At 30.8% G+C, this 23213-nt stretch carries 18 protein-coding genes and 1 pseudogene; all 19 read left to right on the top strand.

Annotated elements, in window-relative coordinates; translation table 11 throughout:
* The first annotated feature begins 2 nt into the window (after window positions 1-2).
* Window positions 3-1073: a polysialyltransferase family glycosyltransferase gene (locus tag BR65_RS13450; RefSeq protein ID WP_051932656.1), complete on the top strand. Its 1071-nt coding sequence runs from the start codon at window positions 3-5 to the stop codon at window positions 1071-1073.
* A gap of 34 nt (window positions 1074-1107) precedes the next feature.
* On the top strand, window positions 1108-2511 hold the full coding sequence (locus BR65_RS04680) for an oligosaccharide flippase family protein (RefSeq protein WP_051932653.1): 1404 nt from the start codon (window positions 1108-1110) through the stop codon (window positions 2509-2511).
* A gap of 26 nt (window positions 2512-2537) precedes the next feature.
* The gene (locus tag BR65_RS04675; RefSeq protein ID WP_034537004.1) at window positions 2538-3524 is read left to right on the top strand and encodes a Gfo/Idh/MocA family protein; all 987 of its coding nucleotides are present in this window, start codon (window positions 2538-2540) and stop codon (window positions 3522-3524) included.
* Window positions 3521-4435, top strand: a complete 915-nt coding sequence (locus tag BR65_RS04670) for a Gfo/Idh/MocA family oxidoreductase (protein ID WP_034537003.1) — start codon at window positions 3521-3523, stop codon at window positions 4433-4435. The genes BR65_RS04675 and BR65_RS04670 overlap by 4 nt, the downstream gene beginning before the upstream one ends.
* Complete coding sequence (locus tag BR65_RS04665; protein ID WP_034537002.1) at window positions 4436-5203, top strand: acylneuraminate cytidylyltransferase family protein; 768 nt, start codon at window positions 4436-4438, stop codon at window positions 5201-5203.
* 137 nt (window positions 5204-5340) lie between these two features.
* Window positions 5341-8670: a GW dipeptide domain-containing protein gene (locus tag BR65_RS04660; RefSeq protein ID WP_034537001.1), complete on the top strand. Its 3330-nt coding sequence runs from the start codon at window positions 5341-5343 to the stop codon at window positions 8668-8670.
* Between the two features lie 182 nt (window positions 8671-8852).
* Window positions 8853-9815, top strand: coding sequence for an LCP family glycopolymer transferase (locus BR65_RS04655; RefSeq protein WP_051932651.1), 963 nt, complete (start codon window positions 8853-8855; stop codon window positions 9813-9815).
* Between the two features lie 178 nt (window positions 9816-9993).
* Window positions 9994-11159: pseudogene (locus tag BR65_RS04650) on the top strand (nucleotide sugar dehydrogenase).
* Window positions 11160-11194: 35 nt separating this feature from the next.
* Window positions 11195-12079 (top strand): UTP--glucose-1-phosphate uridylyltransferase GalU, encoded by an 885-nt coding sequence (galU, locus tag BR65_RS04645; RefSeq protein ID WP_034537000.1) that lies wholly within the window; start codon window positions 11195-11197, stop codon window positions 12077-12079.
* A 211-nt stretch (window positions 12080-12290) separates the two neighbouring features.
* Window positions 12291-13031, top strand: a complete 741-nt coding sequence (locus BR65_RS04640) for a YveK family protein (RefSeq protein ID WP_034536998.1) — start codon at window positions 12291-12293, stop codon at window positions 13029-13031.
* Window positions 13032-13045: 14 nt separating this feature from the next.
* Window positions 13046-13753: a CpsD/CapB family tyrosine-protein kinase gene (locus BR65_RS04635; RefSeq protein ID WP_034536993.1), complete on the top strand. Its 708-nt coding sequence runs from the start codon at window positions 13046-13048 to the stop codon at window positions 13751-13753.
* Between the two features lie 451 nt (window positions 13754-14204).
* Window positions 14205-16091 (top strand): nucleoside-diphosphate sugar epimerase/dehydratase, encoded by a 1887-nt coding sequence (locus BR65_RS04630; protein WP_034536992.1) that lies wholly within the window; start codon window positions 14205-14207, stop codon window positions 16089-16091.
* Entirely contained in the window at window positions 16060-16683 is a 624-nt protein-coding gene (locus BR65_RS04625; RefSeq protein WP_034536990.1) for a sugar transferase, read from the top strand. The genes BR65_RS04630 and BR65_RS04625 overlap by 32 nt, the downstream gene beginning before the upstream one ends.
* Window positions 16676-17542: an NAD-dependent epimerase/dehydratase family protein gene (locus BR65_RS04620; protein WP_034536988.1), complete on the top strand. Its 867-nt coding sequence runs from the start codon at window positions 16676-16678 to the stop codon at window positions 17540-17542. Before BR65_RS04625 ends, BR65_RS04620 begins: the two co-directional genes overlap by 8 nt.
* Before the next feature lie 10 nt (window positions 17543-17552).
* Entirely contained in the window at window positions 17553-18767 is a 1215-nt protein-coding gene (locus BR65_RS04615; protein WP_034536987.1) for a glycosyltransferase family 4 protein, read from the top strand.
* 22 nt (window positions 18768-18789) lie between these two features.
* On the top strand, window positions 18790-19812 hold the full coding sequence (locus tag BR65_RS04610) for a polysaccharide biosynthesis protein (protein WP_034536985.1): 1023 nt from the start codon (window positions 18790-18792) through the stop codon (window positions 19810-19812).
* Entirely contained in the window at window positions 19812-20666 is an 855-nt protein-coding gene (locus BR65_RS04605; RefSeq protein WP_034536984.1) for an SDR family oxidoreductase, read from the top strand. The genes BR65_RS04610 and BR65_RS04605 overlap by 1 nt, the downstream gene beginning before the upstream one ends.
* Window positions 20667-20676: 10 nt before the next feature.
* A complete protein-coding gene (gene wecB, locus BR65_RS04600; protein WP_034536982.1) occupies window positions 20677-21804 on the top strand; it encodes a non-hydrolyzing UDP-N-acetylglucosamine 2-epimerase in 1128 nt (375 codons plus the stop codon).
* Window positions 21805-21848: 44 nt separating this feature from the next.
* Window positions 21849-23186 carry a hypothetical protein gene (locus tag BR65_RS04595; RefSeq protein WP_034536981.1) on the top strand — a complete coding sequence of 446 codons (1338 nt, stop codon included), beginning with the start codon at window positions 21849-21851 and terminating at the stop codon, window positions 23184-23186.
* The last annotated feature ends 27 nt before the right edge of the window (window positions 23187-23213 follow it).

Here is a 23213-nt window from a genome sequence, read left to right as displayed (position 1 = left end):
GTATGATTGCTTTTATAGCTTGGACTCCCCTTCATGTAATGAACATTATTAATACAAAAGTAAATTTTTTTTCTTCAGAAAAAAGTGATTTGTACATTTATGGAGAATTTTCTAATTCTAAACAACTTTATGAATCAATAAAGAAACAAAAATTATTTACGAATGTTTTTTATATTGAACCAGATAAAATAGGAAGTAAGTATACAAGAATTCTCAATCTTATAATCAATAAAAACAATTTTATTGATTATAAAGAGCAATATAGTCAACTATTTATTCAAGGCGAGAATTACTTTTCAAAGATTATTTACGGTCAATCAAAGAAGAAAAATCCGCAGTTAATCTTGAATTACATTGAAGATGGTTTAGGAGCTTATGTAGGTTCAAAAGTTTTAGACATAACCAATAAAAAAAATAAAGTTATTGATTTTTTTAATCCATATTCTATTTTTAAAAGTAAATTATCAAATTGTTTTGTATATGAACCTGATTTAGTCGAAGTTAAAGAAGATGCCAATTATCATACGCTAAAAAAATTAACTGATTCTAATCAAGCTACTTCTATTATAAAAAAAATATTTGGATTAAAATCTCAAAAAGATATTTTCCCGGGAACACTACTGTATTTAGATCAACCGTTAGAATCTGATCAATTTAAAGTTAATGAGAAAATGATATTTGATGAAGTATCTAATTTAGCCCCCCAAAAAGATTTTTGGATTAAATTACATCCAAGGTCTAATAAAAATAAGTATAAAGATTTTCAAGTTATTGAGACTTCATTACCATGGGAGCTTTACTTTTTAAATTATGACTTTAGTGATACTACCATTATATCACCAGTTTCAACAGCGGCTTTTAGTCCTAAGTTGATGATGGGAATATACTCGCCAGTAGTGCTATTGCCAAAAATGATCAAAACCCAACAACCAAGTGTGGGTGAGGATGATCGGACTTTAAAAATGCTTGATAGTATTATCTTTTTTTCTGAAAAGTTTAGTCATTTAGATATAGGTAAGAGTTACTTGCCAGAAACAATAGATGATTTAAAATTAATAATAAAAAATAATTAATTTTTAGGAAGCAAAAAGTTAGGAGTAAATAATTTTGAAATATATAGATAAACTAAAAACTAGTTCATTATTAAAGTCTAGCTTTTGGTATACAATTGGAAACTTTTTTGTGAAGGGTATTTCATTTCTGACAATTCCTATTTTTACTAATGTTATGACAGTTGAAGAATATGGTTTAGTAAATAACTTTACAGCCATTGCATCAATTGTCACTTTATTCATTGGCTTAAGTCTAAATGGAGCTATAAACAATGCAAACTTTGAATTTAAAGAAGATATAAAAGGGTTTATGTCATCTGTTTTATTTCTTTCGACCATTAGTTTAGCCATTTTTTTATTGATAGGAAATAGTTTGTACTTCATTAAAGATAGTTATTTTGATCTTTCACAGGTGATTTTTAATATTATGGTTTTATATAGTTATGGAAATTTTTTGATTTCCTATTTATCTGCCTATTTTACTATTAATGTCGCTTATTTTAAGTTTCTAGCACTCTCTATCAGTAGTACGATACTAAATATAGGGGTATCCCTTATTTTTATGTTTACTATTCTTGATAACAATCATTATCTGGCAAGAGTTGTTGGTGGAACAGTAGCCTTAACATTTATAGGCTCAATCATTTATATTGCAATTATGATTAAAGGGAAAACACTAATAAAAAAAGAGTATTGGGTATTTGCATTAAAAATTTGTATACCATTGATTCCTCATTCTTTGGCAAATGTCCTATTAAGCCAATTTGACCGTGTAATGATTAATACGTATTCAGGAGCTTTTGATGCCGGTATCTATTCTTATATTTATAACTTGGGTGTAGTCCTAAATGTTGTATGGTTATCAACAAATAATGCATGGGTGCCTTGGTTTTATGGGAAAATGGCTGCCGGTGAGGAAAAAGGTATTAAAAAAACAGCAAATTACTATACCATATTATTTGGAGCAGTAACATTAATTAGCATGTTAGTCTTGATTGATGTTGCAAAGATTATGGCTCCTAGTGAATACTTAGAAGGAATTCCTTTGATTATTCCTATCTTATTAGCTTACTACTTTCAATTCTTATATAGTTTTCCTGTTAATGCAGAATTCTTTGAAAAGAAAACAAGTTATATTGCAATTGGGACAGTTATGAGTGCTTTAGTGAATGTTGTACTGAATGTCATCTTTATACCTAAATATGGTTATATAGCAGCAGGGTATACAACAGTTTTCACTTACTTCTTATTGTTTATTTTCCATTATAACCTTGCAAAAAGGTTTATTGGAAAACAACTCTTTGATACAAAAGTGATTACATTAGTTTCAACAATTGTTGTAGGAATGTCTTTTATTCTATACTTTTTAACAGACTATACACTTATTCGTTATGGAATTGTTGCTGTACTGAGTGCGGTCTTATACTTTAGCTTTAAGAAAGTTAACTTTAAGAAATAAACAGGAGATTTGAAAGGAGAACGCATATGAAAATTGGTGTAATTGGTTTAGGCTCAATGGGAAAGAGAAGACTTCGTTTGATGACAGAATTCTTTCCAGAAATAACCTTAATTGGAGTAGATTCTCGTAAGGATCGACAAGACGAAGTGAAAGACCTTTTCAATATACAAACTTATGAAAGTTTACAAGAAGCAGTAAGAGAAGGACAGATTGAAGCTGTATGTATCTGTACTTCTCCCATTAGCCATGAAAGTATTATTTTAGAAGCTTTAAAAACAAACTTGCATGTTTTTACGGAAATTAATTTATTGAATCATTATTATGAAGAAGCGATGCAATTAGCAAAAGAAAAGAACTTACATCTATATCTTTCTTCAACTTTTCTTCATCGACGTGAAATTAAATTGTTTGAAGAAGCTGTAAAGAAAGATCCAAAAGTGACATATCGCTATCATGTGGGTCAATACTTGCCAGATTGGCATCCTTGGGAGTCTTATAAAGACTTCTTCGTAGCCAACAAGAAAACGAATGGTTGTCGTGAAATTTTTGCTATTGAACTCCCTTGGATTTCAAAAGTTTTTGGAGATATTGAATCTTTTGAAATTCAAAAACAAAAAATTAGTTCCTTGGAAATAGATTATCCAGATAATTACGCATTAGTAGTGAAGCACCATTCAGGAATTATTGGTACTTTGAATGTGAATATTTTATCTCGAGTTGCGAAACGGGATTTAGATATCATTGGAGAACAAACACAAATTTCATGGAATGGTTCACCAGACGGGTTGTACCAGTGGGATGAAGCAACTAAAGAGATGACCAAAAAAGACTTGTATACCGGTTACATGGATAATCAAAATTATTCTAAAACCATTATTGAAGATGCTTATCTAGAAGAAATAAAAGAATATATCGCGCTATTGAAAGGCGAAATAACGACAACATTGTATTCATTTAAGAAAGATCAAGCTATTATTGAACTGATTAATCAGTTTGAAGGTGATTTAGCATGAAGGTGATTTTCTTTGGACTTGGTTCTATAGGACAAAAGCATTATCGAAACCTACAAATGATTTGTAAAGAAAGAGATATTCCACTCGATGTATCTGCTTATCGTTCAAGAAAAGCAGAACACGAAACGCCTTCAGATATTCATATGATTTATGAAACAAATGAAATTGCAGACGATTACGATGTTGCTTTTATTACGAATCCCACTTCACTACATTTGGAAACACTCCATATGATTAAAAATAAGGCGAAATATTTCTTTGTGGAAAAACCCATTTTTGAAATATCTTATGCTGTTGATGAGTTTATTGAAAATAAAGAAGCCTATTACATTGCTGCTCCTTTAAGATATAAAAGTATCATGACAGAGTTAAAGAAATTTATTGAAGATAAGCAAGTATACAATGCACGCGTTATTTGCTCATCCTATCTTCCTGAGTGGCGTAAGGATGATTATAAAAAAAGTTATTCTGCTGACCCTAATCTTGGTGGCGGAATTGAGCTAGACTGCATTCATGAGTTGGACTATGTCATCAGCCTATTTGGTTTTCCCACTGAAACGAAGGCGATGTATGCAAAAAAATCGCATTTAGAAATTAAGTCTAATGATTCTGCAGCTTATTTACTAGATTATGACGATAAAATAGTTGAAGTACATTTAGATTATTATGGTCAATTCTCACAACGAAAAATTGAGATCATTACAGATGATGATTTAATAGTCTGCGATTTTCTTGAAAATAGTTTAACATCTAAACGTACAGGAGAGTTCATTCAAGTAAAAGAAGATCCTAATCAAATGTATCTAAATGAATTAACTTATTTTATTGACAATGTAATGACTAGTAAAGAAAATAATAACAATATCGTTCATGCAAATGAAGTGTTAAAAATTGCTAAGGAGACAAATTAAATGAATATCTTATTTACCATTTGTGGTAGAGCAGGCTCTAAAGGATTAGCTAGTAAAAACCTAAAAACGTTTCATGGTTATCCTTTAATTGCGTATACTTTAGCTGCGATAGATTTATTTAAAAAACGTTCTGATTATGAAGTAGATGTAGCACTAAACACAGATAGCAACCGATTGAAAAACATGATTGCAGAGTACCCTGAAGTTTTAATTATTGAACGTAAAGAAGAACATGCTACAGATACTGCTGGGAAAATGTCCGTTATTCGTAATTCTTACCAAGAAGCAAAACGAATACAATCAAAAGAATACGATTATGTCATTGATTTAGATTTGACCTCTCCTTTAAGAACGGTAGAAGATATCTTCAACTTAATTAAGAAGAAAAAAACATTTCCTGAATTGGATGTGGTATTCTCTGTCGTTGAATCTAGAAGAAATCCTTACTTTAATATGGTTAAAGAAGAAGGGGAGTCTGTTTCATTAGTAAATGCATCTGCGTTCACCTCAAGACAAGAGGCACCTATCATCTATGATATGAATGCTTCAATGTACCTCTATGATCCAAATTTTTTACAAGACAATGAATATATTTTTAATGGCAAATGTGGAGTTATACAAATGAAAGATTATATGGTTTTAGATATTGATTCTGAAGAGGACTTTAAATGGATGGAATATATTTATTTGAAACTGTTAAAAGAAGAAATAGGTATCCAAGATATTTATAACCATATACCTAAAATGATGATCTTTTCTGAAGAATAGTTTCAATTTGTGAACAATTGGTTAACAAAACAAAAAATATTTCTTTTAAAAAGGAGAAAACTAAAAGTTGTTTTTAGTTTTCTCCTTTTTTTTTGGTATAGTTGAATGTAGAAAAGAAAAGGGGAGTAATAAAAAGAATGAAAAAATTTGAATTTGTAACCTTGTTTAGTGCTTTAGCTTTATTTACAACTTTATCCATTGATCCATCTAATACATACGCTTTAGAAAATAATGAGGATTCGACTAACAATGTAACTGTTTATAGCAATGAGAAATCAATTTACATAAATCCTGTCTATAAGGATGCTCAAACTGTGACTGGAATTGCGGCTCCAAATCAAAAAGTAGTAGTGGAGAGTGAAACTGAATATGAAATCAGTGGCATTACTAATGATGTGGGTGAATTCTCTTTGAATATTCCGTTACAAGAAGAAGGAGCAAAATTAATAGTAACCCTTCTAGATGATACAAATGAAATAGTAAGCAAAAAGGATATTGTTGTAACTTCAGATGTTCCAACAGAAGTAGAATCCCAAGAAAAAGATCTTTTAAATCGTTTTACAATAGGTGAGGTAACGCCAACTAATATTACAGGGAAAACTGATCCAAATACAGAAGTTAGTGTAGTACTAGAAAACGGAGAAGTGATTCAAGGATTAGCCACTACCGATGGAAATTTTAATATCTCTATTCCAACCCAACAAATTGGATCTAAACTAATCATTAATGCCATAGAAAATCAATCTTTAGAAGTATTTGTAGAAGCGGATAATTCAAAAGATTTAACTGAAGAAATACCCGCTATCATAGAAGAAGTTATTTTAGAACAACCACAAATAGAACCGTTATACATAGATAGCAGAGTTATCAAAGGTAAAACAATACCTAATGTTGATTTAACTATTGAATTAAATGATGGCAGTGTCATAAATGAGAAAGTGAAGAGTAATGGGATTTTTGAAATAAACATAGCTAATTTATCTAAAAGTAAAACTATTTCAGTAAAAATAAACAATGAAGCGGGTCATGAAAGCGAACTTCTTATTGTAGCAATAAATGCAAGAGAAATCCCCGTAGTTGAAGAAATCAAAAAAGAACAATTACCTGAACTTATTGTTCCAAAAAAAGAAGAAGTAGCCAAAGTAACGGATAGCCAAGTACCACTTAAAGCAACCTTAAAAGCTAAAGCAGTAGTCAAAAATGGTACTACCTATTACTATATAAAAGGTAAGGACACACTGAGTTCTGTAGCGAAAAAATACAATGTCTCAGTACAACAACTGATAGAATGGAATGCTATAGCAAATCCTAATGTAATTAAACAAGGTACGATCATAAGTATTAATGGGAAAAACGTTTTAGGTTCATATAATAAAGAAAATAAACAGTTTTCTACTTCATCAGAATTCGTAGCCTATATTGCAGAGTATGCTAAAAAAGCTGCTTATAATGGAAATGGAAAAGATTTATACGCATCCGTAATGACTGCTCAAAGTGTTTTAGAAAGCGGATATGGGAAAAGTCATTTAGCTCTTTCTGGAAATAACCTATTTGGGGTAAAAGGATCGTACAATGGGTATTCTATAATTATGGAGACCTGGGAAGAAGTAAATGGAAAAGTTGTTACCATTGATGATTACTTTAGAGTGTATCCCACTTTTCTTGAATCATTATTAGATAATGCAAATAAATTGAGAAACGGTGTATCCTGGAATGGCAATTATTACAATGGAGCGTGGGTTGAAAATACAACTAACCATACAGACGCAACAAGTTGGCTAACGAGTCGTTATGCGACAGATTCATCATATAATAAAAAGTTGAATTCAATTATAGAAAACTTTAATTTAACACAATACGATAAAACAAAACTTTATACACCTATGGTTACAAAAAATGTAGCCTACAAAGGCAAATTATTAAATAAAGATGAATCTATTTATTCAGAACCTCTAGGGAAACCAGGTTATAAAACAATTGGCAATACTAAATCTTACTATGGAAAAGAAATTCAAGTATTTAAAGAAACTAGCGATGGTTTATATGCTCTAATTACTTATAACGGAAAAGAAATAGGATGGATCAGCACAAAAAGTATCAGAGTGACCTCTACTAAAGCGACACCTACTGAAGAAGCATATAATTATGGAGTTTGGAGTAGTCCTACTAATGGAAAAAGAGTAACGGGATTATCTGCTTATTTTGGTAAGTCGATAGAAGTAATTGGTGAAAAAAATGTCAATGGCACAATATGGGTCCAATTTACTTATAACGATAAGGTAGTAGGATGGGTTTCAAAAGCAGGAATAGCTATCGGTCTTAATCCTAATCAAGTTCCCCAAGCTACTAATTTATATGGTACACCGGTCTCTAATGCTTATGATTATGGAATTTGGAGTCAGTATAATGGTGGTTCAAAGGTTACAGGACTAGCTACATACTCTAATAAAGAAATTCAAATTACAAAATCTGTAGTTGATTTAGCTGGGAATGAAAAAGTACAGTTATCTATTAATGGAAAAGTAATAGGCTGGGTAGCGAAACAAGCGATTGAATTTGGAGTTAAACCAGTTAATTATACAGCTATGACTGTACCAGATGCATATAATTATGGAGTATGGAGTGATTACAAAGGAAATAATAAGAGAGTAGCTGGCTTGAACGATTATTCTGGTAGTCAATTAAAAGTTGTTAAAGAGGCTACAGTGTCAGGAATTAAGTGGATCCAGTTTTCAGCTAATAACAAAATAATCGGCTGGGTATCAGCAGCTGGAATCGATACAAACGTTAAACCTGTAAGCTATACAGGAATGCCAATGCCAGATGCGTATAATTATGGAGTATGGAATGATTATAAAGGCGACAATAAACGAGTAGCGGGCCTAAACAATTATGTTGATCAACAATTAAAAGTAATAAAAGAAACAAAAGCAGCAAACGGCACAAAATGGGTTCAGTTTTCAGCGAATAACAAAGTAATAGGTTGGGTATCAGCAACTGGAATCGATACAAACATAGTTCCTGTAAGTTATACAGGAATGCCAATGCCAGATGCGTATAATTATGGAGTGTGGAATGATTATAAAGGCAATAACAAACGAGTAGCGGGTCTAAACAACTATGCGGGACAACAATTAAAAGTAATAAAAGAAACAAAAGCAGCAAACGGCTCAAAGTGGGTTCAGTTTTCAGCGAATGGAAAAATAATCGGCTGGGTATCTGCCGCTGGAATTGATACAAAGGTAGTACCAGTGAGTTATACAGGAATGCCTGTATCAGATGCGCATAATTATGGAGTATGGAGCTATTATAAAGGTAGTAACAAACGGGTAGCTGGCTTAAATGAATATGTTGGAAAACAACTAAAGGTAGTGAATGAAGCAAAATTACCAAATGGAACAAAATGGGTACAATTCTCAGCGAATGGAAAAGTAATTGGTTGGGTATCCGTCGCTGGAATCAATTAAGTTTCTGCAAAAAAAATAAATTAGTATAACTTTTATTGTATTTATTTAACAAAATAACAAGCTAGATAAAATTTATGGTAAACTATACTTTGTTGCCGTATGAATTATTTTTGGTAACTGTCTTGAAATTTGAAATGTAGCAAAAATTATGTTTTCAATAATATAAAAGAGGATGATAAAACATGGCACAATCAAGATCTGAAATAAGAAGTCCAAAAAAGAAACCAAAGAAAAAAAGAAAAGGTTTAAAGATTTTTCTGATTATTGTATTAGTACTGTTTATTGTGCTAGGTCTTTTTATTTGGAAAATCTATAGTGATGTAGCTGGTACAACAGAAAAAATTTATAAAGATGTTGAAACAGAAGAAGTTCGTGAAGATGCGGTTGATATAAGTAAGAAAGATCCGTTTTCCATTCTGTTATTAGGTGTAGATACCGGAGATTTAGGTAGAACAGAGCAAGGTCGTTCAGACACGATGATGGTTATGACAGTGAATCCTAATACAGATAAAACTACAATTGTCAGCATTCCTCGTGACACACGTACTGAAATTGTTGGTCATGGAACAACTGATAAAATCAACCATGCCTATGCATTTGGTGGAACAGCTATGTCAGTGAATACGGTTCAAAACATGTTAAATATACCAATTGATTACTATGTTGAAGTTAATATGCAAGGCCTTCAGGATGTCGTTAACGCTGTAGGGGGAGTGCAAGTAACTAGTCCACTAACATTCTCTTCGGAGGGTTATAATTTTACAGAGGGTGTTTCTGCTTCCTTAGATGGGAAAGCTGCACTTGCTTATTCTAGAATGCGTTATGAAGATCCTGCTGGAGATAATGGCCGCCAAGAAAGACAAAGACAAATTATACAAGCAACTGTTGAAAAAGTAGCTTCATTATCTACTATTTCAAATTATCAAGATATTTTAGGTTCATTAGAAAATAATATGCAAACGAATCTTGAATTTGACGATATGGTAAAAATATTTAATAATTATCGTTCAGCTGCTGGAAATATTCAACAAGAGCAACTTGAAGCTTCTGGTACTACAATTGATGGTATATATTATGGTATTGCTTCAGATGAAGAATTAAATAGAGTTACAGGGTTGTTGAAAGAACAATTGGAATTAAATTAATCAAAAAGACACTAGAAGTTTTACCTAGTGTCTTTTTGTTCTAACCGAATTCATTTTATATATCGAAGTTTCAGTATATAGCGGACTAATTGTTTTTATAGCAGTAATCTGCTATTATTAATTTGTTAGTTTGAATTTTCTTTTTTTATTTAAGATAAAAGTTAAAGGAGTAGTCAATTTGAAAATTACAGTAGTTGGAACTGGTTATGTCGGATTATCCAATGCGGTTCTATTGGCGCAACAAAATGAAGTTACAGCATTAGAAATCATTGAAGAAAAAGTTGAACTAATAAACAATAAAAAATCGCCCATAGTAGACAAAGAAATTGAAGAATATTTATCAACAAAAGTATTGAATTTAACTGCCACAACGGATAAAAAAACTGCGTACAAAGATGCTAAGTATGTTATCATTGCCACACCTACTAACTATGATGATAAAAAAATCACTTTGATACTTCTACCGTAGAAAGTGTAATTGAAGATATCTTAGAATATAATTCGGAAGCTACAATGATTATAAAATCAACTGTACCAGTAGGCTATACTAAAGAAACAAGAGAAAAGTATGGTGTAGACAACATTATTTTTGCTCCAGAATTTTTGCGTGAAGGAAAAGCGCTTTACGATAATCTTTATCCATCGCGCATTATTGTAGGTGAACAGACAGAAGAAGCTAAAGCTTATGCAAATTTATTAGTAGAAGCAGCAATTAAAGAAAATATTGACGTTTTATTCATGAATTCAACAGAAGCAGAAGCAGTTAAGTTGTTTTCAAATACTTACTTAGCCTTGCGTGTAGCTTATTTTAATGAATTAGATACGTATGCAGAAGTTAGAGGATTAGATACAAAATCAATCGTTGAAGGTGTAGGTTTAGATCCAAGAATTGGGACACATTATAACAATCCTTCATTCGGATATGGTGGGTATTGCTTACCAAAAGACACTAAACAACTACTTGCTAACTATGAAGATGTACCAAATAATATTATTGGTGCGATTGTAGATGCAAACCGTACACGTAAAGATCATGTAGCAAATATGATCTTAAAACGCGATCCAAAAATAGTCGGAATCTATCGATTGACTATGAAAACAGATTCAGATAACTTTAGAGCTTCATCTACACAAGGGATTATGAAACGTATCAAGGCAAAAGGAATTGAAGTAGTGGTTTATGAACCCGTTTTAAAAGATCAGACATTCTATAATTCAAAAGTGATTCGTAATTTCGATGAATTTAAAAAGGTTTCAGATGTGATTGTTTCAAATCGACTAGCTGAAGAATTAATGGATGTACAAGAAAAAGTTTATACGAGAGATTTGTTCCATACAGACTAATAATTGATGGGAATATAATAATGGAGGTAATGAATATGTCAAAAGTAAGAAAAGCTGTTATACCCGCAGCAGGATTAGGGACTCGATTTTTACCAGCTACGAAGGCTACAGCGAAAGAAATGTTACCGATTGTAGATAAACCAACAATTCAGTTTATTATTGAAGAAGCGATTGATTCAGGAATTGAAGAAATTTTAATCGTTACTGGAAGAAGCAAACGATCAATTGAAGATCATTTTGATTCTAACTTTGAATTAGAACAAAATCTACAAGAAAAAGAAAAGTTCGAATTATTAAAATTAATTGAAAGTACTACAAAGATTAAATTGCATTTTGTGCGTCAGTCGTACCCTAAAGGATTGGGAGATGCGGTTTTACATGGTAAAAGTTTTGTAGGAAATGAACCCTTTATTGTATTGCTTGGTGACGACTTGATGGTTGATGAAATTCCATTGACGAAACAATTAATGAATCATTACGATGAAACTCAATCTTCAGTGTTGGCTACAATGCGTGTTCCACATAAAGACACATCTAAGTATGGAATTATCGATATTGATGGAGAAGTTTCTAAAGATTTATATAAAGTTAATCACTTTGTTGAAAAACCAAAACCAGATGATGCTCCTAGTGATTTAGCGATTATTGGTCGGTATCTATTAATACCTGAGATTTTTGAAGTATTAGAAAATCAAGAACCAGGTGCTGGAAACGAAGTACAATTAACGGATGCTATTGAAACGCTTAATAAAACACAACAAGTTTTAGCCCATGAATTCAAAGGGAAACGTTATGATGTTGGGGACAAATTTGGTTATATGATGACAAATATCGAATATGGACTTGAACATAAAGAGATTAAAGATAATTTAAAAGAATATATTATTAAATTAAGTAAAGAATTAGATGGTAGGTTATAATTTCAGAAATAAAGAGCTAATAGTATGCTCTTTATTTTTTTATAGATTACAAATAAATAATAAAATGATAGAAAATTATTAAAGAAATAAAATAAAAAAAACATTTTTTTGTCACAATTAAGTTCACAAAGAAAATTCGTATGGTATACTAATTAAAGTTATAAAAAATTTAATATTGATTTAATAAAAAAGGTATAAGCAGGAGGAAAACATGGAAGAAGAAATAAGTTTGACAGAATTATTTAGTACATTAAAAAAACGCTTGTCAATGATCATGAGTTTAGGTCTGATTGGTTTGATTGTAGCGGCTGGCTTTACATTTTTTATTGCAACTCCACAGTATAATGCTACAACTCAAATATTGGTAAATCGGACAACAGAATCTGCGGAAGGACTTCAACTTACTGATATCAATACTAACGTGCAGATGATCAATACATATAAAGACATTATAAAAGGTCCAGTTATATTAAATGAAGTTCGCGAAACTTTAGGAACAAATTTAACAGCAACTGAATTATCAAATAAAGTTGAAATTACAACGCAAGAAAATTCACAAGTTTTTTCATTAACAGTAACTGATGAAAGTCCATACGAAGCCACAGATATTGCAAACGCGGTTGCTAATACTTTCCAAAGTGAAATAGGGAATATTATGAATGTAAAAAATGTGACCATTATTTCTGAAGCAGTACCTAATACCAATCAAATTTCTCCAAATAATTTATTAAATTTAGTGATTGGTTTACTTATTGGATTAATGATAGGTGTAGGGATTGCATTTTTATTAGAATTTATGGATAAAACAGTCAGAGATGAGCGGTTCATTACAGAAAATTTAGGCTGGTCAGTACTGGGAAATGTTTCTGAAATGTCAAATGATGAATTACATGCTGAAGTAAAAGTTAAACGACCAGAATTAAATTCTAGAAGAACGAAAAGTAGAGTATAAAAGAGGTGAGAGAAGTGTTTAATAAAAAGAAGAAACAAATAGAAACAAATGAACGACCTAGTTTAGTAACTTTAACAAGACCAAGTTCAGTCATTGCAGAGCAATTCAGAACGATCCGTACAAACATTCAATTTTCAATGGTAGATAAAAATCTGAAAACACTCGTTATTACTTCAGCTGGCCCAGGAGCAGGAAAGTCAACGATATCAGCTAATTTAGCAGTTACATTTGCCATGCAAGGAAAAAAAGTTTTGATTGTCGATGCTGATATGCGTAAACCGACAGTTCACAAAACATTTCGATTACCAAATCGTGATGGATTGACAACTTTATTGACAGAAAAAGAAGTTGAAATCAAAAATATTGCTCATCATTTGGATACCGAAGGACTATTTATTATTACAAGTGGCGTTATTCCGCCTAATCCATCTGAACTATTAGCATCTAATCGAATGAATCAACTAATGACAGAATTTGAAGAGTTATTTGATCTGATTATCTTTGATATGCCACCAGTTATTGCGGTTACAGATGCCCAAGTAATGGCAAGTAAAGCTGATGGTACTATCTTTGTGGTTAATAAGAATGGTGCAGACAAAGAAATGGTGACGAAATCAAAAGAATTACTAGAAAAAGTAAAAGCAAATGTTATTGGTGTAGTGTTCAATAGAGTGGAATTGAAAGGTGATAATAATTATTATTACTATGGGGAAAGTGAGTGAATGTGATGATGAACTCACTTTATCATCACTTCTTTTAAATTAGTTCCGCAACTAAATAATTAGAGGGTTCTTAGCAATAGACATCCTTTCTTTGCTAAGAAGGTCACTTTTTTCTTAGGTACAGTATAAAAAAATAAATAATGTATACATTATTTATTTTTTTATATACTAACTTGTTGAAATTTTACAGGAGAAACTAAATAATCGAGCTATTTCAGTTAAAATAAAATCATAATAAAAAGTACATATATTAGGAGATTTATTTAGAAAATATCTCTTTGAAAAAAATTAGTTCATAAATACAAATATTATTTACTAATCTATATTTTCTATGAATACGATTCTACATTTTACGTAAGCTTTAATTTGAAATATTTAAAGCTAATACAATAAAAAAACTAAATTCACAAAACTTTTTTATTGTATTTTAAAGGAGGAGTTCAGAAAAATTATGAGTAGGAAAATAAAAAAAAGTATTCTGATTGGATTTGATAGTCTTTCTATATTGACATCAGGATGGATAGCATATTTCTTTTTAGATCCTTATATTGCACTTACAGTTCAATCATTTACTACAACTTTAGGATTAACAATCATTATTTATCTAATCTTTGCAACTCAATACAAGTTATTTTCTAAGATTAATCGCTATACAAGTATACGTGAATCTCTAGCTGTAGTAGCTTGTGTTTCTTTTTCATTTATTGCTTCTGGACTTATTTCTGTAGTGTTGTTACAGACAGTAAGTTTTAGGTTTATTGTATTGACTTATATCTTTTCATTAGCAAGTATAGTTGGAAGTAGAATTCTGTGGCGTATCTTTAATGAACACCAATATAAGAAGTTACATGGACACTTAGTTGAACAACAAATCAGAACACTTGTTGTAGGTGCTGGTAATGGTGGCAGTGTTTTTATACGTAGCTTAAAACGCAACCCTAGTGATGTAAAAGTTGTTGGAATTGTTGATGATGATTTTTCGAAATTAAAAACGTTGATGTATGAAGTACCTATAATCGGAAATATAAAGGATATTCCTGAACTGGTGAAAAAATATAGAGCTCAGCAAATTACAATTGCCATCCCTTCTTTAAAACCAAAAGAGTATGAAAGAATATTAGATATTTGTAATCAAGCGGAGATCACGGTTAATCAAATGCCTTCTATAGAAGACGTTTTACAAGGGAAATTATCTGTTAGTCAATTTAGAGAAATTGATGTTGTAGATTTATTAGGACGGGATGAAGTCAAATTAGACATGCAAAAAATTTCTACAAAGCTTTCTGGTAAAACAGTATTAGTGAGTGGCGCAGGAGGGTCAATTGGCTCAGAGATTTGTCGTCAAATTGCAAGATTCTCACCAAAAAAAATTATTTTGTTAGGACATGGTGAGAACTCTATTTATCAAATTAATAAAGAACTAAATAATAAGTACACTGGACAAATTGAAATTGTTCCTATAATTGCAGATATTCAAGATCGTAATAGAATTTTTGAAGTTATGCAACAATACATACCAGATCGTGTTTATCATGCTGCAGCTCATAAGCATGTACCCATGATGGAATACAATCCAAGAGAAGCCGTTAAAAATAATATATATGGTACTAAAAATATGGCTGAAGCTGCTAAGGCAGCAGGAGTAAATAGTTTTGTCATGATTTCAACTGATAAAGCCGTGAATCCTCCGAATATTATGGGAGCAACTAAGCGTGTTGCTGAAATGATTGTTACTGGACTAAATGAACCAGGAAACACAAAATTTGCAGCAGTGCGATTTGGCAATGTCTTAGGCAGCCGTGGAAGTGTTGTGCCTTTATTTAAGGAACAAATTAAAAGTGGTGGACCGGTTACTGTGACTGACTTTCGCATGACTCGTTACTTCATGACAATACCAGAAGCTAGTCGGTTAGTTATTCAAGCTGGAGCCTTGGCTCAAGGTGGAGAGATTTTTATACTGGATATGGGAGAACCTGTTAAAATTGTTGATTTAGCTAAAAAAGTGGTCAAACTTAGCGGATTTACAGAAAATGAAATTCCTATCCTTGAAACGGGTATTAGACCTGGAGAAAAACTTTACGAAGAATTATTAGTAGATAGCGAACAATCTGATCAACAAGTGTATGAAAAAATATTTGTTGGCAAAGTAACAGACAAACCATTAAGCAATGTTATGGAATTTGTATATACCTTAGATGACTGTAGCAGTGAAGAACTTAAAGAACGTTTGATTGGATTCGCAAACGAGAAGTCAGAAAAAAAAACTGTTCAGCACTTCCAAAACAAAAAGGAAGGAGTTAATACTGATGTACAAGAAAATGTTCAAACGAGTTATTGATGTCGTATTGACATTAATTGGTCTAATCATATTATCTCCAATATTTTTACTTATCGCTTTAGCTATTAAATTGGATTCAAAAGGGCCGATTTTTTTCAAGCAAAAAAGAGTTGGGAAAAATAAAGTATTGTTTATGATTTATAAATTTAGGACTATGAAAGTAGATACCCCAAGTGATGCACCCACTCATTTATTGAAGAAGCCAGATTTTTTTATTACAAAAGCAGGTAAATTTTTAAGGAAAACAAGTTTAGATGAATTACCTCAATTGATTAATATCCTTAAAGGTGAAATGAGTATCATTGGTCCAAGACCAGCTTTGTGGAATCAATATGATTTAGTAAATGAACGCGATAAATTCCATGCTAATGATATTTATCCAGGGCTAACCGGTTGGGCTCAAATCAATGGACGGGATGAACTTCCTATTCAAAAAAAAGCAGTTTTAGATGGTGAATACATGAAGAATATAAGTTTTCTATTTGATGTGAAATGCTTTATTGGCACTATTATTAGCGTGGTAAAAAATGATGGTGTTGTCGAAGGTGGAACGGGATCACTGAAGAATCGCGAGGCAATGAAAAATGACTAAAAAAATTTTAATAACCGGTAAAAATAGCTATGTTGGAAATCAACTAGCTGAATGGCTGAATAAAGAATCAGAGAAATATGAAGTTATTAAAGTATCTGTGCGAGATAATAAATGGAAAGAAATTGATTTTTCAATTTTTGATGTTGTTGTACATGTTGCTGGAATTGCTCACCAAGATACAAAAGTCAATCAAGAAGACTTGTATTACAAAATCAATACTGATTTAACGATTGAACTCGCAAATAAAGCAAAATCAAGCGGCGTCAAACAGTTTATTTTCATGAGTAGCATGATTGTTTATGGAGCAAGTAGTAAAATTGGCGAAACAAAGGTAATAACTAGAGAGACTATACCTGAACCGATTAATTTTTATGGTAATAGCAAACTTTTAGCAGAAAAGGGAATATTACCGTTACAATCAGATAATTTTGAGATTGCTATTATACGTCCGCCAATGATTTATGGTAAAGGATCAAAGGGGAATTATCCATTATTGGCTAAGTTTGCGAAAATATCTCCTGTTTTTCCAGATATTGATAATCAAAGAAGTATGTTGTATATTGATAATTTAACAGAATTTATTCGATTAGTAATTGATAATGAAGAAAAAGGAATTTATTTCCCTCAAAATAAAGAATACGTAAAAACTGCTGAAATGGTTCAAGTGATTGCAGAAAGTACAGGAAAAAAATTCATGCTAGTTAAATACTTTAATTCTCTTATGACTAACTTGGGTAAACATTCAACTATAATCAATAAAGTTTTTGGAAGTTTTGTATATGATCTAGAATTATCTGATTACAAAGAAAATTATAGAGTTAAAGATTTAAGGGAATCGATAAAAAATACGGAACCTTAGGAGGGATTATATGCAAAAACATATTTTGGTCATCTCACAATATTTTTTTCCTGAGCAATTTCGTATTAATGATATGTGTGAAGAGTGGATAGCTCGTGGATATAAGGTTACGGTTGTAACAGGAATACCTAACTACCCAGCCGGAAAATTTTTTGACGGGTATGGATTATTTATCAAAAAAAGAGAAAGATACAAAGGAATTGACATTATTCGTCTGCCTATCATTCCTAGAGGTAATAACTCTATTATGTTATTCTTAAATTATCTTTCATTTGTGATGTCTGGTTTTTTTTGGCAATTATTTACTAAAATCAAAGCAGATCGAGTATTTATATTTGAAGTTTCTCCCATGACACAAGCTTTACCTGGAGTATGGTATGGAAAAAAAAGAAAGATTCCTTGTTATTTGTACGTGACTGATCTTTGGCCAGAGAATGTTGAAATCGCTGGAGGTATAAATAATAAATATATTCTTAATGCTATAGGGTTTATGGTGGATTATATTTATAAAAAATGTGATCGTATTTTCACATCATCAGAAAGTTTTATTCAAGCAATTAGTGATCGAGGAGTTAACAAAAACAAAATTGAATTTTGGCCACAGTATGCAGAAAGTTACTATAAACCATTGAAAAAAACTTCTGTTAGTGTACCAGAAATACCACTTGATGGAAGATTTAATATTATATTTGCAGGTAATATTGGTTTTGCTCAAGGTCTCAATATACTTCCTGAAGTAGCAAAACTTTTAAAAGAAGGAGGAACGAAAGTAAGGTTCAATATTGTTGGAGATGGTCGTTTTAAAAATATTTTGAAAGACAAAGTTAATGAATGTGGAGTAGCCGAATCATTTAACTTCATAGATAAACAACCCCAAAAGCGAATTCCTGAATTTATGGCTGTAAGTGACGCTAGTTTAATAAGCTTATCAAAGAGTAAAGTTTTTTCTATCACGTTGCCTGCTAAAATGCAATCTTGCTTAGCATGTGGTATTCCAATTATAGCATCAGCTGATGGAGAAATTCAAAAAGTCATTAATAAAGCCAAAGCTGGTGTATGTAGTGGTGCAGGGGATGTAGTGAATTTAGTTGAAAATATTAAATTCCTTGTTCAATTACCTGTTGAAGAACATAAAAAAATGTCGAAAAATGCTGTTAATTATTATAATGAAAATTTTAATAAAGAGATACTTTTAAATCGTTTAGATAAATGGTTTAGCAAATAAAAATTGATAGGAGATTATATATATGTTTAAAGATAAAACGCTTTTAATTACAGGAGGCACTGGTTCTTTTGGGAATGCAGTTATGAAGAGATTTTTACATACAAATGTTAAAGAAATACGTATTTTTTCTCGTGATGAAAAAAAACAAGATGATATGAGAAGAATTTACAAAGATGAAAAATTAAAATTTTATATTGGTGATGTTAGAGACTTAGCTAGTGTGAAAAATGCGATGCATGATGTTGACTATGTCTTTCATGCAGCAGCATTAAAGCAAGTTCCCTCTTGTGAATTTTTCCCTCTTGAAGCTGTAAAAACTAATATCATGGGAACAGATAATGTAGTTACTGGTGCAATAGAAATGGGGATAAAAAAAGTTATTTGTTTATCAACTGATAAGGCTGCATATCCAATTAACGCGATGGGTATTTCAAAAGCAATGATGGAAAAAGTATTTGTTGCTAAATCAAAAACTGTGAATCCAGAAAATACATTAATTTGTGGTACAAGGTATGGAAATGTAATGGCTTCAAGAGGTTCTGTAATCCCATTATTTATTGATCAAATAAAAAATGGACAGCCTTTGACAGTAACTGATCCTAAGATGACTCGTTTTTTGATGAGTCTTGAAGAAGCAGTAGAATTAGTTGTTTTTGCCTTTGAAAATGCTGAAGCTGGGGACATTATGGTCCAAAAAGCACCAGCTTCTACAATAGGTGATTTAGCTCAAGCAGTGAAAGAATTATTTAATGTAGATAGTGAAATTAAGACAATTGGTACTCGTCATGGAGAAAAATTATATGAAACACTTTTAACAAAAGAAGAGCATGTAGTGTCCAAAGATATGGGTGGTTTTTATAGAGTTCCAGCTGACAAGAGAGAGTTGAATTATGATAAATACTTTGTAGAAGGAAATGAGCACATACAAAAAACTGAAGATTATAATTCGCATAATACAGAACGATTAAATGTAGAACAAGTTAAAGAGAAGTTACTCAAAATTGATTATATTCAAGAAGAATTAAAGAGATGGGAGAGTAGATAATGAAGGTATTGGTTTTAGGTGGTTCGGGCATGGCAGGTCACACTATTTCCGTTTATTTTAAAGAAGCGGGATATGACGTAACTGTATTTACTCGTAATAAAGTATTTTTTTGTAAAGATATTAATGGAGACATTACTGATTTTAACAGATTAAAGAAAATTTTAAATGAAGGTAATTATGATGCAGTAATAAATGCCATTGGTATTCTTAATCAAGATGCTGAGGATAATAAATCCACAGCAGTTTTATTAAATAGTTATTTGCCTCACTTCTTAAGCGATGTAACAAAAAAAATGAAAACACGCGTTATTCATATGAGTACAGATTGTGTATTTTCCGGAAAAACAGGTGGTTATACAGAATATGATTTTAAAGATGGCAAAACTTTTTATGATAGATCAAAAGCCCTAGGCGAACTTGAAAATGATAAAGATTTGACATTTAGAAACTCTATTATTGGTCCAGATATGAATGAAGAAGGTATTGGTTTATTCAATTGGTTTATGAAGCAAGAATATCAAACTAATGGGTACACAAAAGCCATATGGACAGGAGTTACTACATTGACACTAGCTAAAGCTATGGAGCAAGCGTTAAAAGAAAATCTAACTGGAGTATATAATCTTGTTAACAATGAAATAATAAGTAAATATAACTTAATTAAGTTATTTAATAAGTATTTTAAGGGAAATGAAATAGATATTCTTCCAAGCGAGCAACTTTCCTTGGATAAATCCTTAATTAACAGTAGAAAGGATTTTAATTTCCAAGTACCTGACTATGAAACCATGGTGAAAGAAATGAAACAGTGGGTGTATACACATAAAGAATTTTACCCCCACTACTTTAAATAGGAGGAAAAATATGAAAAAATTAAAATTAATGACTATTGTAGGGACACGTCCGGAAATAATTAAGCTTTCTGAAGTTATAAAAAAGAGTGATAAATACTTTAATCATATACTTGTTCATACTGGGCAAAATTATGATTTTGCTTTAAATGAAGTTTTTTTTAAAAATCTAGGTATAAGAAAACCAGATCATTATCTAAATGTTGTGGGAGATAATTTAGGTCAAACGATGGGAAATGTTCTAGCTAAATCATATGAGATATTAGTAAAGGAACAGCCAGATGCCTTACTGGTATTAGGTGATACGAACTCATGTTTGAGTGTTATTTCAGCTAAAAGACTTAAGATACCCATTTTTCATATGGAAGCAGGTAATAGATGTTTTGATGAAAATTTACCCGAAGAAATAAATAGAAGAATTGTTGACCATACTAGTGATGTTAATCTTTGTTATACAGAACATGCTAGAAATTATTTAAACTGGGAAGGTGTTTCTAAAGAGAGAACCTATGTGATTGGATCACCAATGGCAGAAATATTAAAGATAAATGCAAATAAAATAAATAATAGTAAAGTACTTGAAACTTTATCTTTAAAAAAAGGGAAATATATATTACTTTCAGCGCATAGAGAAGAAAATATAGATAATGAAGATAATTTTATAGCTTTAATGGAAGCTGTAAATTCAATGGCAGAAAATTATAATCTTCCTATTATTTATAGTACTCATCCAAGAAGTAAAAAGTTTATAGAGCAAAGAAATTTTAAGTTTCATTCAAATGTAAGAAGTTTACAACCCTTTGACTTTGCTGATTATAATCATCTTCAACAAAATGCGTTTTGTGTTGTATCTGATAGTGGTACAATTGCAGAAGAAGCATCATACTTCAAATTCCCTGCAGTATCTGTAAGAACCAGTACAGAGCGACCTGAAGCTTTTGATAAAGGAAATATGGTAATTGGTAGTATTACAACAGAACAGGTCCTTCAAGCAGTTGACATGGCGGTAGAAATGAATTTACATGGTGATATTGGGGAAGATGTTCCAAACTATATTGATGAAAATGTAAGTACAAAAGTTATTAAATTAATTCAGAGTTATACAGGAGTGGTTAATAAAATGGTATGGAGAAAATCATAATAAACTTAAATGATAATACTGAAAAGTAAGGTGAGAATGTATTAATGGAAAACAAAAAAACGATGGAATCCAAAGTATATATTCATAGAAATATTCTTGTTTTTCCTATGTTAATGGTTCAAATGTACTTAATAGTAGTAGTAATATTGTATAGATTAGGACCATGGGAGTGGCCCACTCATAGACCAGTTTTATTTTATTTTCTAATATTTCTTTTCCAACTTTTTTTTGGAATAGGTTATTTAATTGGGATAAAAAAAGAAATATCTATAAAAAAACTTGAAAAAAAGAATATAAAAAAAATTTTATCATTTATGATAGTTATCAATTTGATTTATACTATTTTTAATTTTATGCATACAGTTGGACTTAGCTCGTTCTCAATTAGCACAGTACTAGAATCTTTTGTTAATGGTATTCAAAATCCTTCAAGTCAATATCAAATGAAATTTAATGCAGATAAATTTGGTGGTTCTTATTTTACATATTTTTCTGTACTAACTTCTCCAATTATGTGGCCTACTTTGCCACTATCTTTTTATTATTTTAAAAGTCTTGATTTAAAATATAAAATTATTGTAGTTTTTAGTTTATTTTTTGAATTAGCTAGATGGGTAGCAACTGGAACAAGCAAAGGAATCATCGATTTAATTGTTATTTTATTGGTGGTGATAGTTACAAAACATATGCGTAGTAGAATTATTGATAATAGAAAAAAATTTTTTGATTTAAAAAAATATAGATTTAGCATTATTATGGTAATAATGCTTGTTATAGGAATGCTGTTTTTTTCTAATAATGTTGGTGACAGAGTAAATCAGAATTGGTCGGATTATAGTAGCGGTAATGGTAATGTTACTATAAATCATGATTCTTTTTTAATGAAATTAACCCCTGACAATTTAAAACCTACGTTAATTTATTTGACATCATATTTGACTCAGGGATATTATGCTTTTTCTTTAGCCTTAGACTTAAAGTTTCAACCTATGTTTGGTATTGGCAATTCTATGTTTCTAATAGAAAATATTAATGAGTTATTTGGATTAAATTTATATGAACAAACGTATCAATATAGAATGAGTATTTTTGGATGGGATCCATATGTTAATTGGCATAGTTTTTATGTGTGGGTTGCAAATGATGTTCATTTCTTTGGTGTAATCATAATTATGTTTTTAATAGGATACTTATTTGGAATAACATATAAAAATGTGTTAGTAAATAACGATTCAATAGCACTGATATTACTTTGTTTGACAACATTAATAATTATATATATTCCAGCTAATAACCAAGTATTATCTTACCCTACAACTTTTATAACATTTTGGGTCTTATTGTTTTATTGGAACTTTAGAAAAAAATATAAATTTGTTTAAAAAAAGAATTAATATTTTGATTAGGAA

Origin of the sequence: Carnobacterium inhibens subsp. inhibens DSM 13024, assembly GCF_000746825.1 — a bacterium.
In the GTDB taxonomy this organism is placed as follows: domain Bacteria; phylum Bacillota; class Bacilli; order Lactobacillales; family Carnobacteriaceae; genus Carnobacterium_B; species Carnobacterium_B inhibens.
Note: the sequence above shows the minus strand (reverse complement) of the source record. Positions and strands in the feature narration are given on the sequence as shown.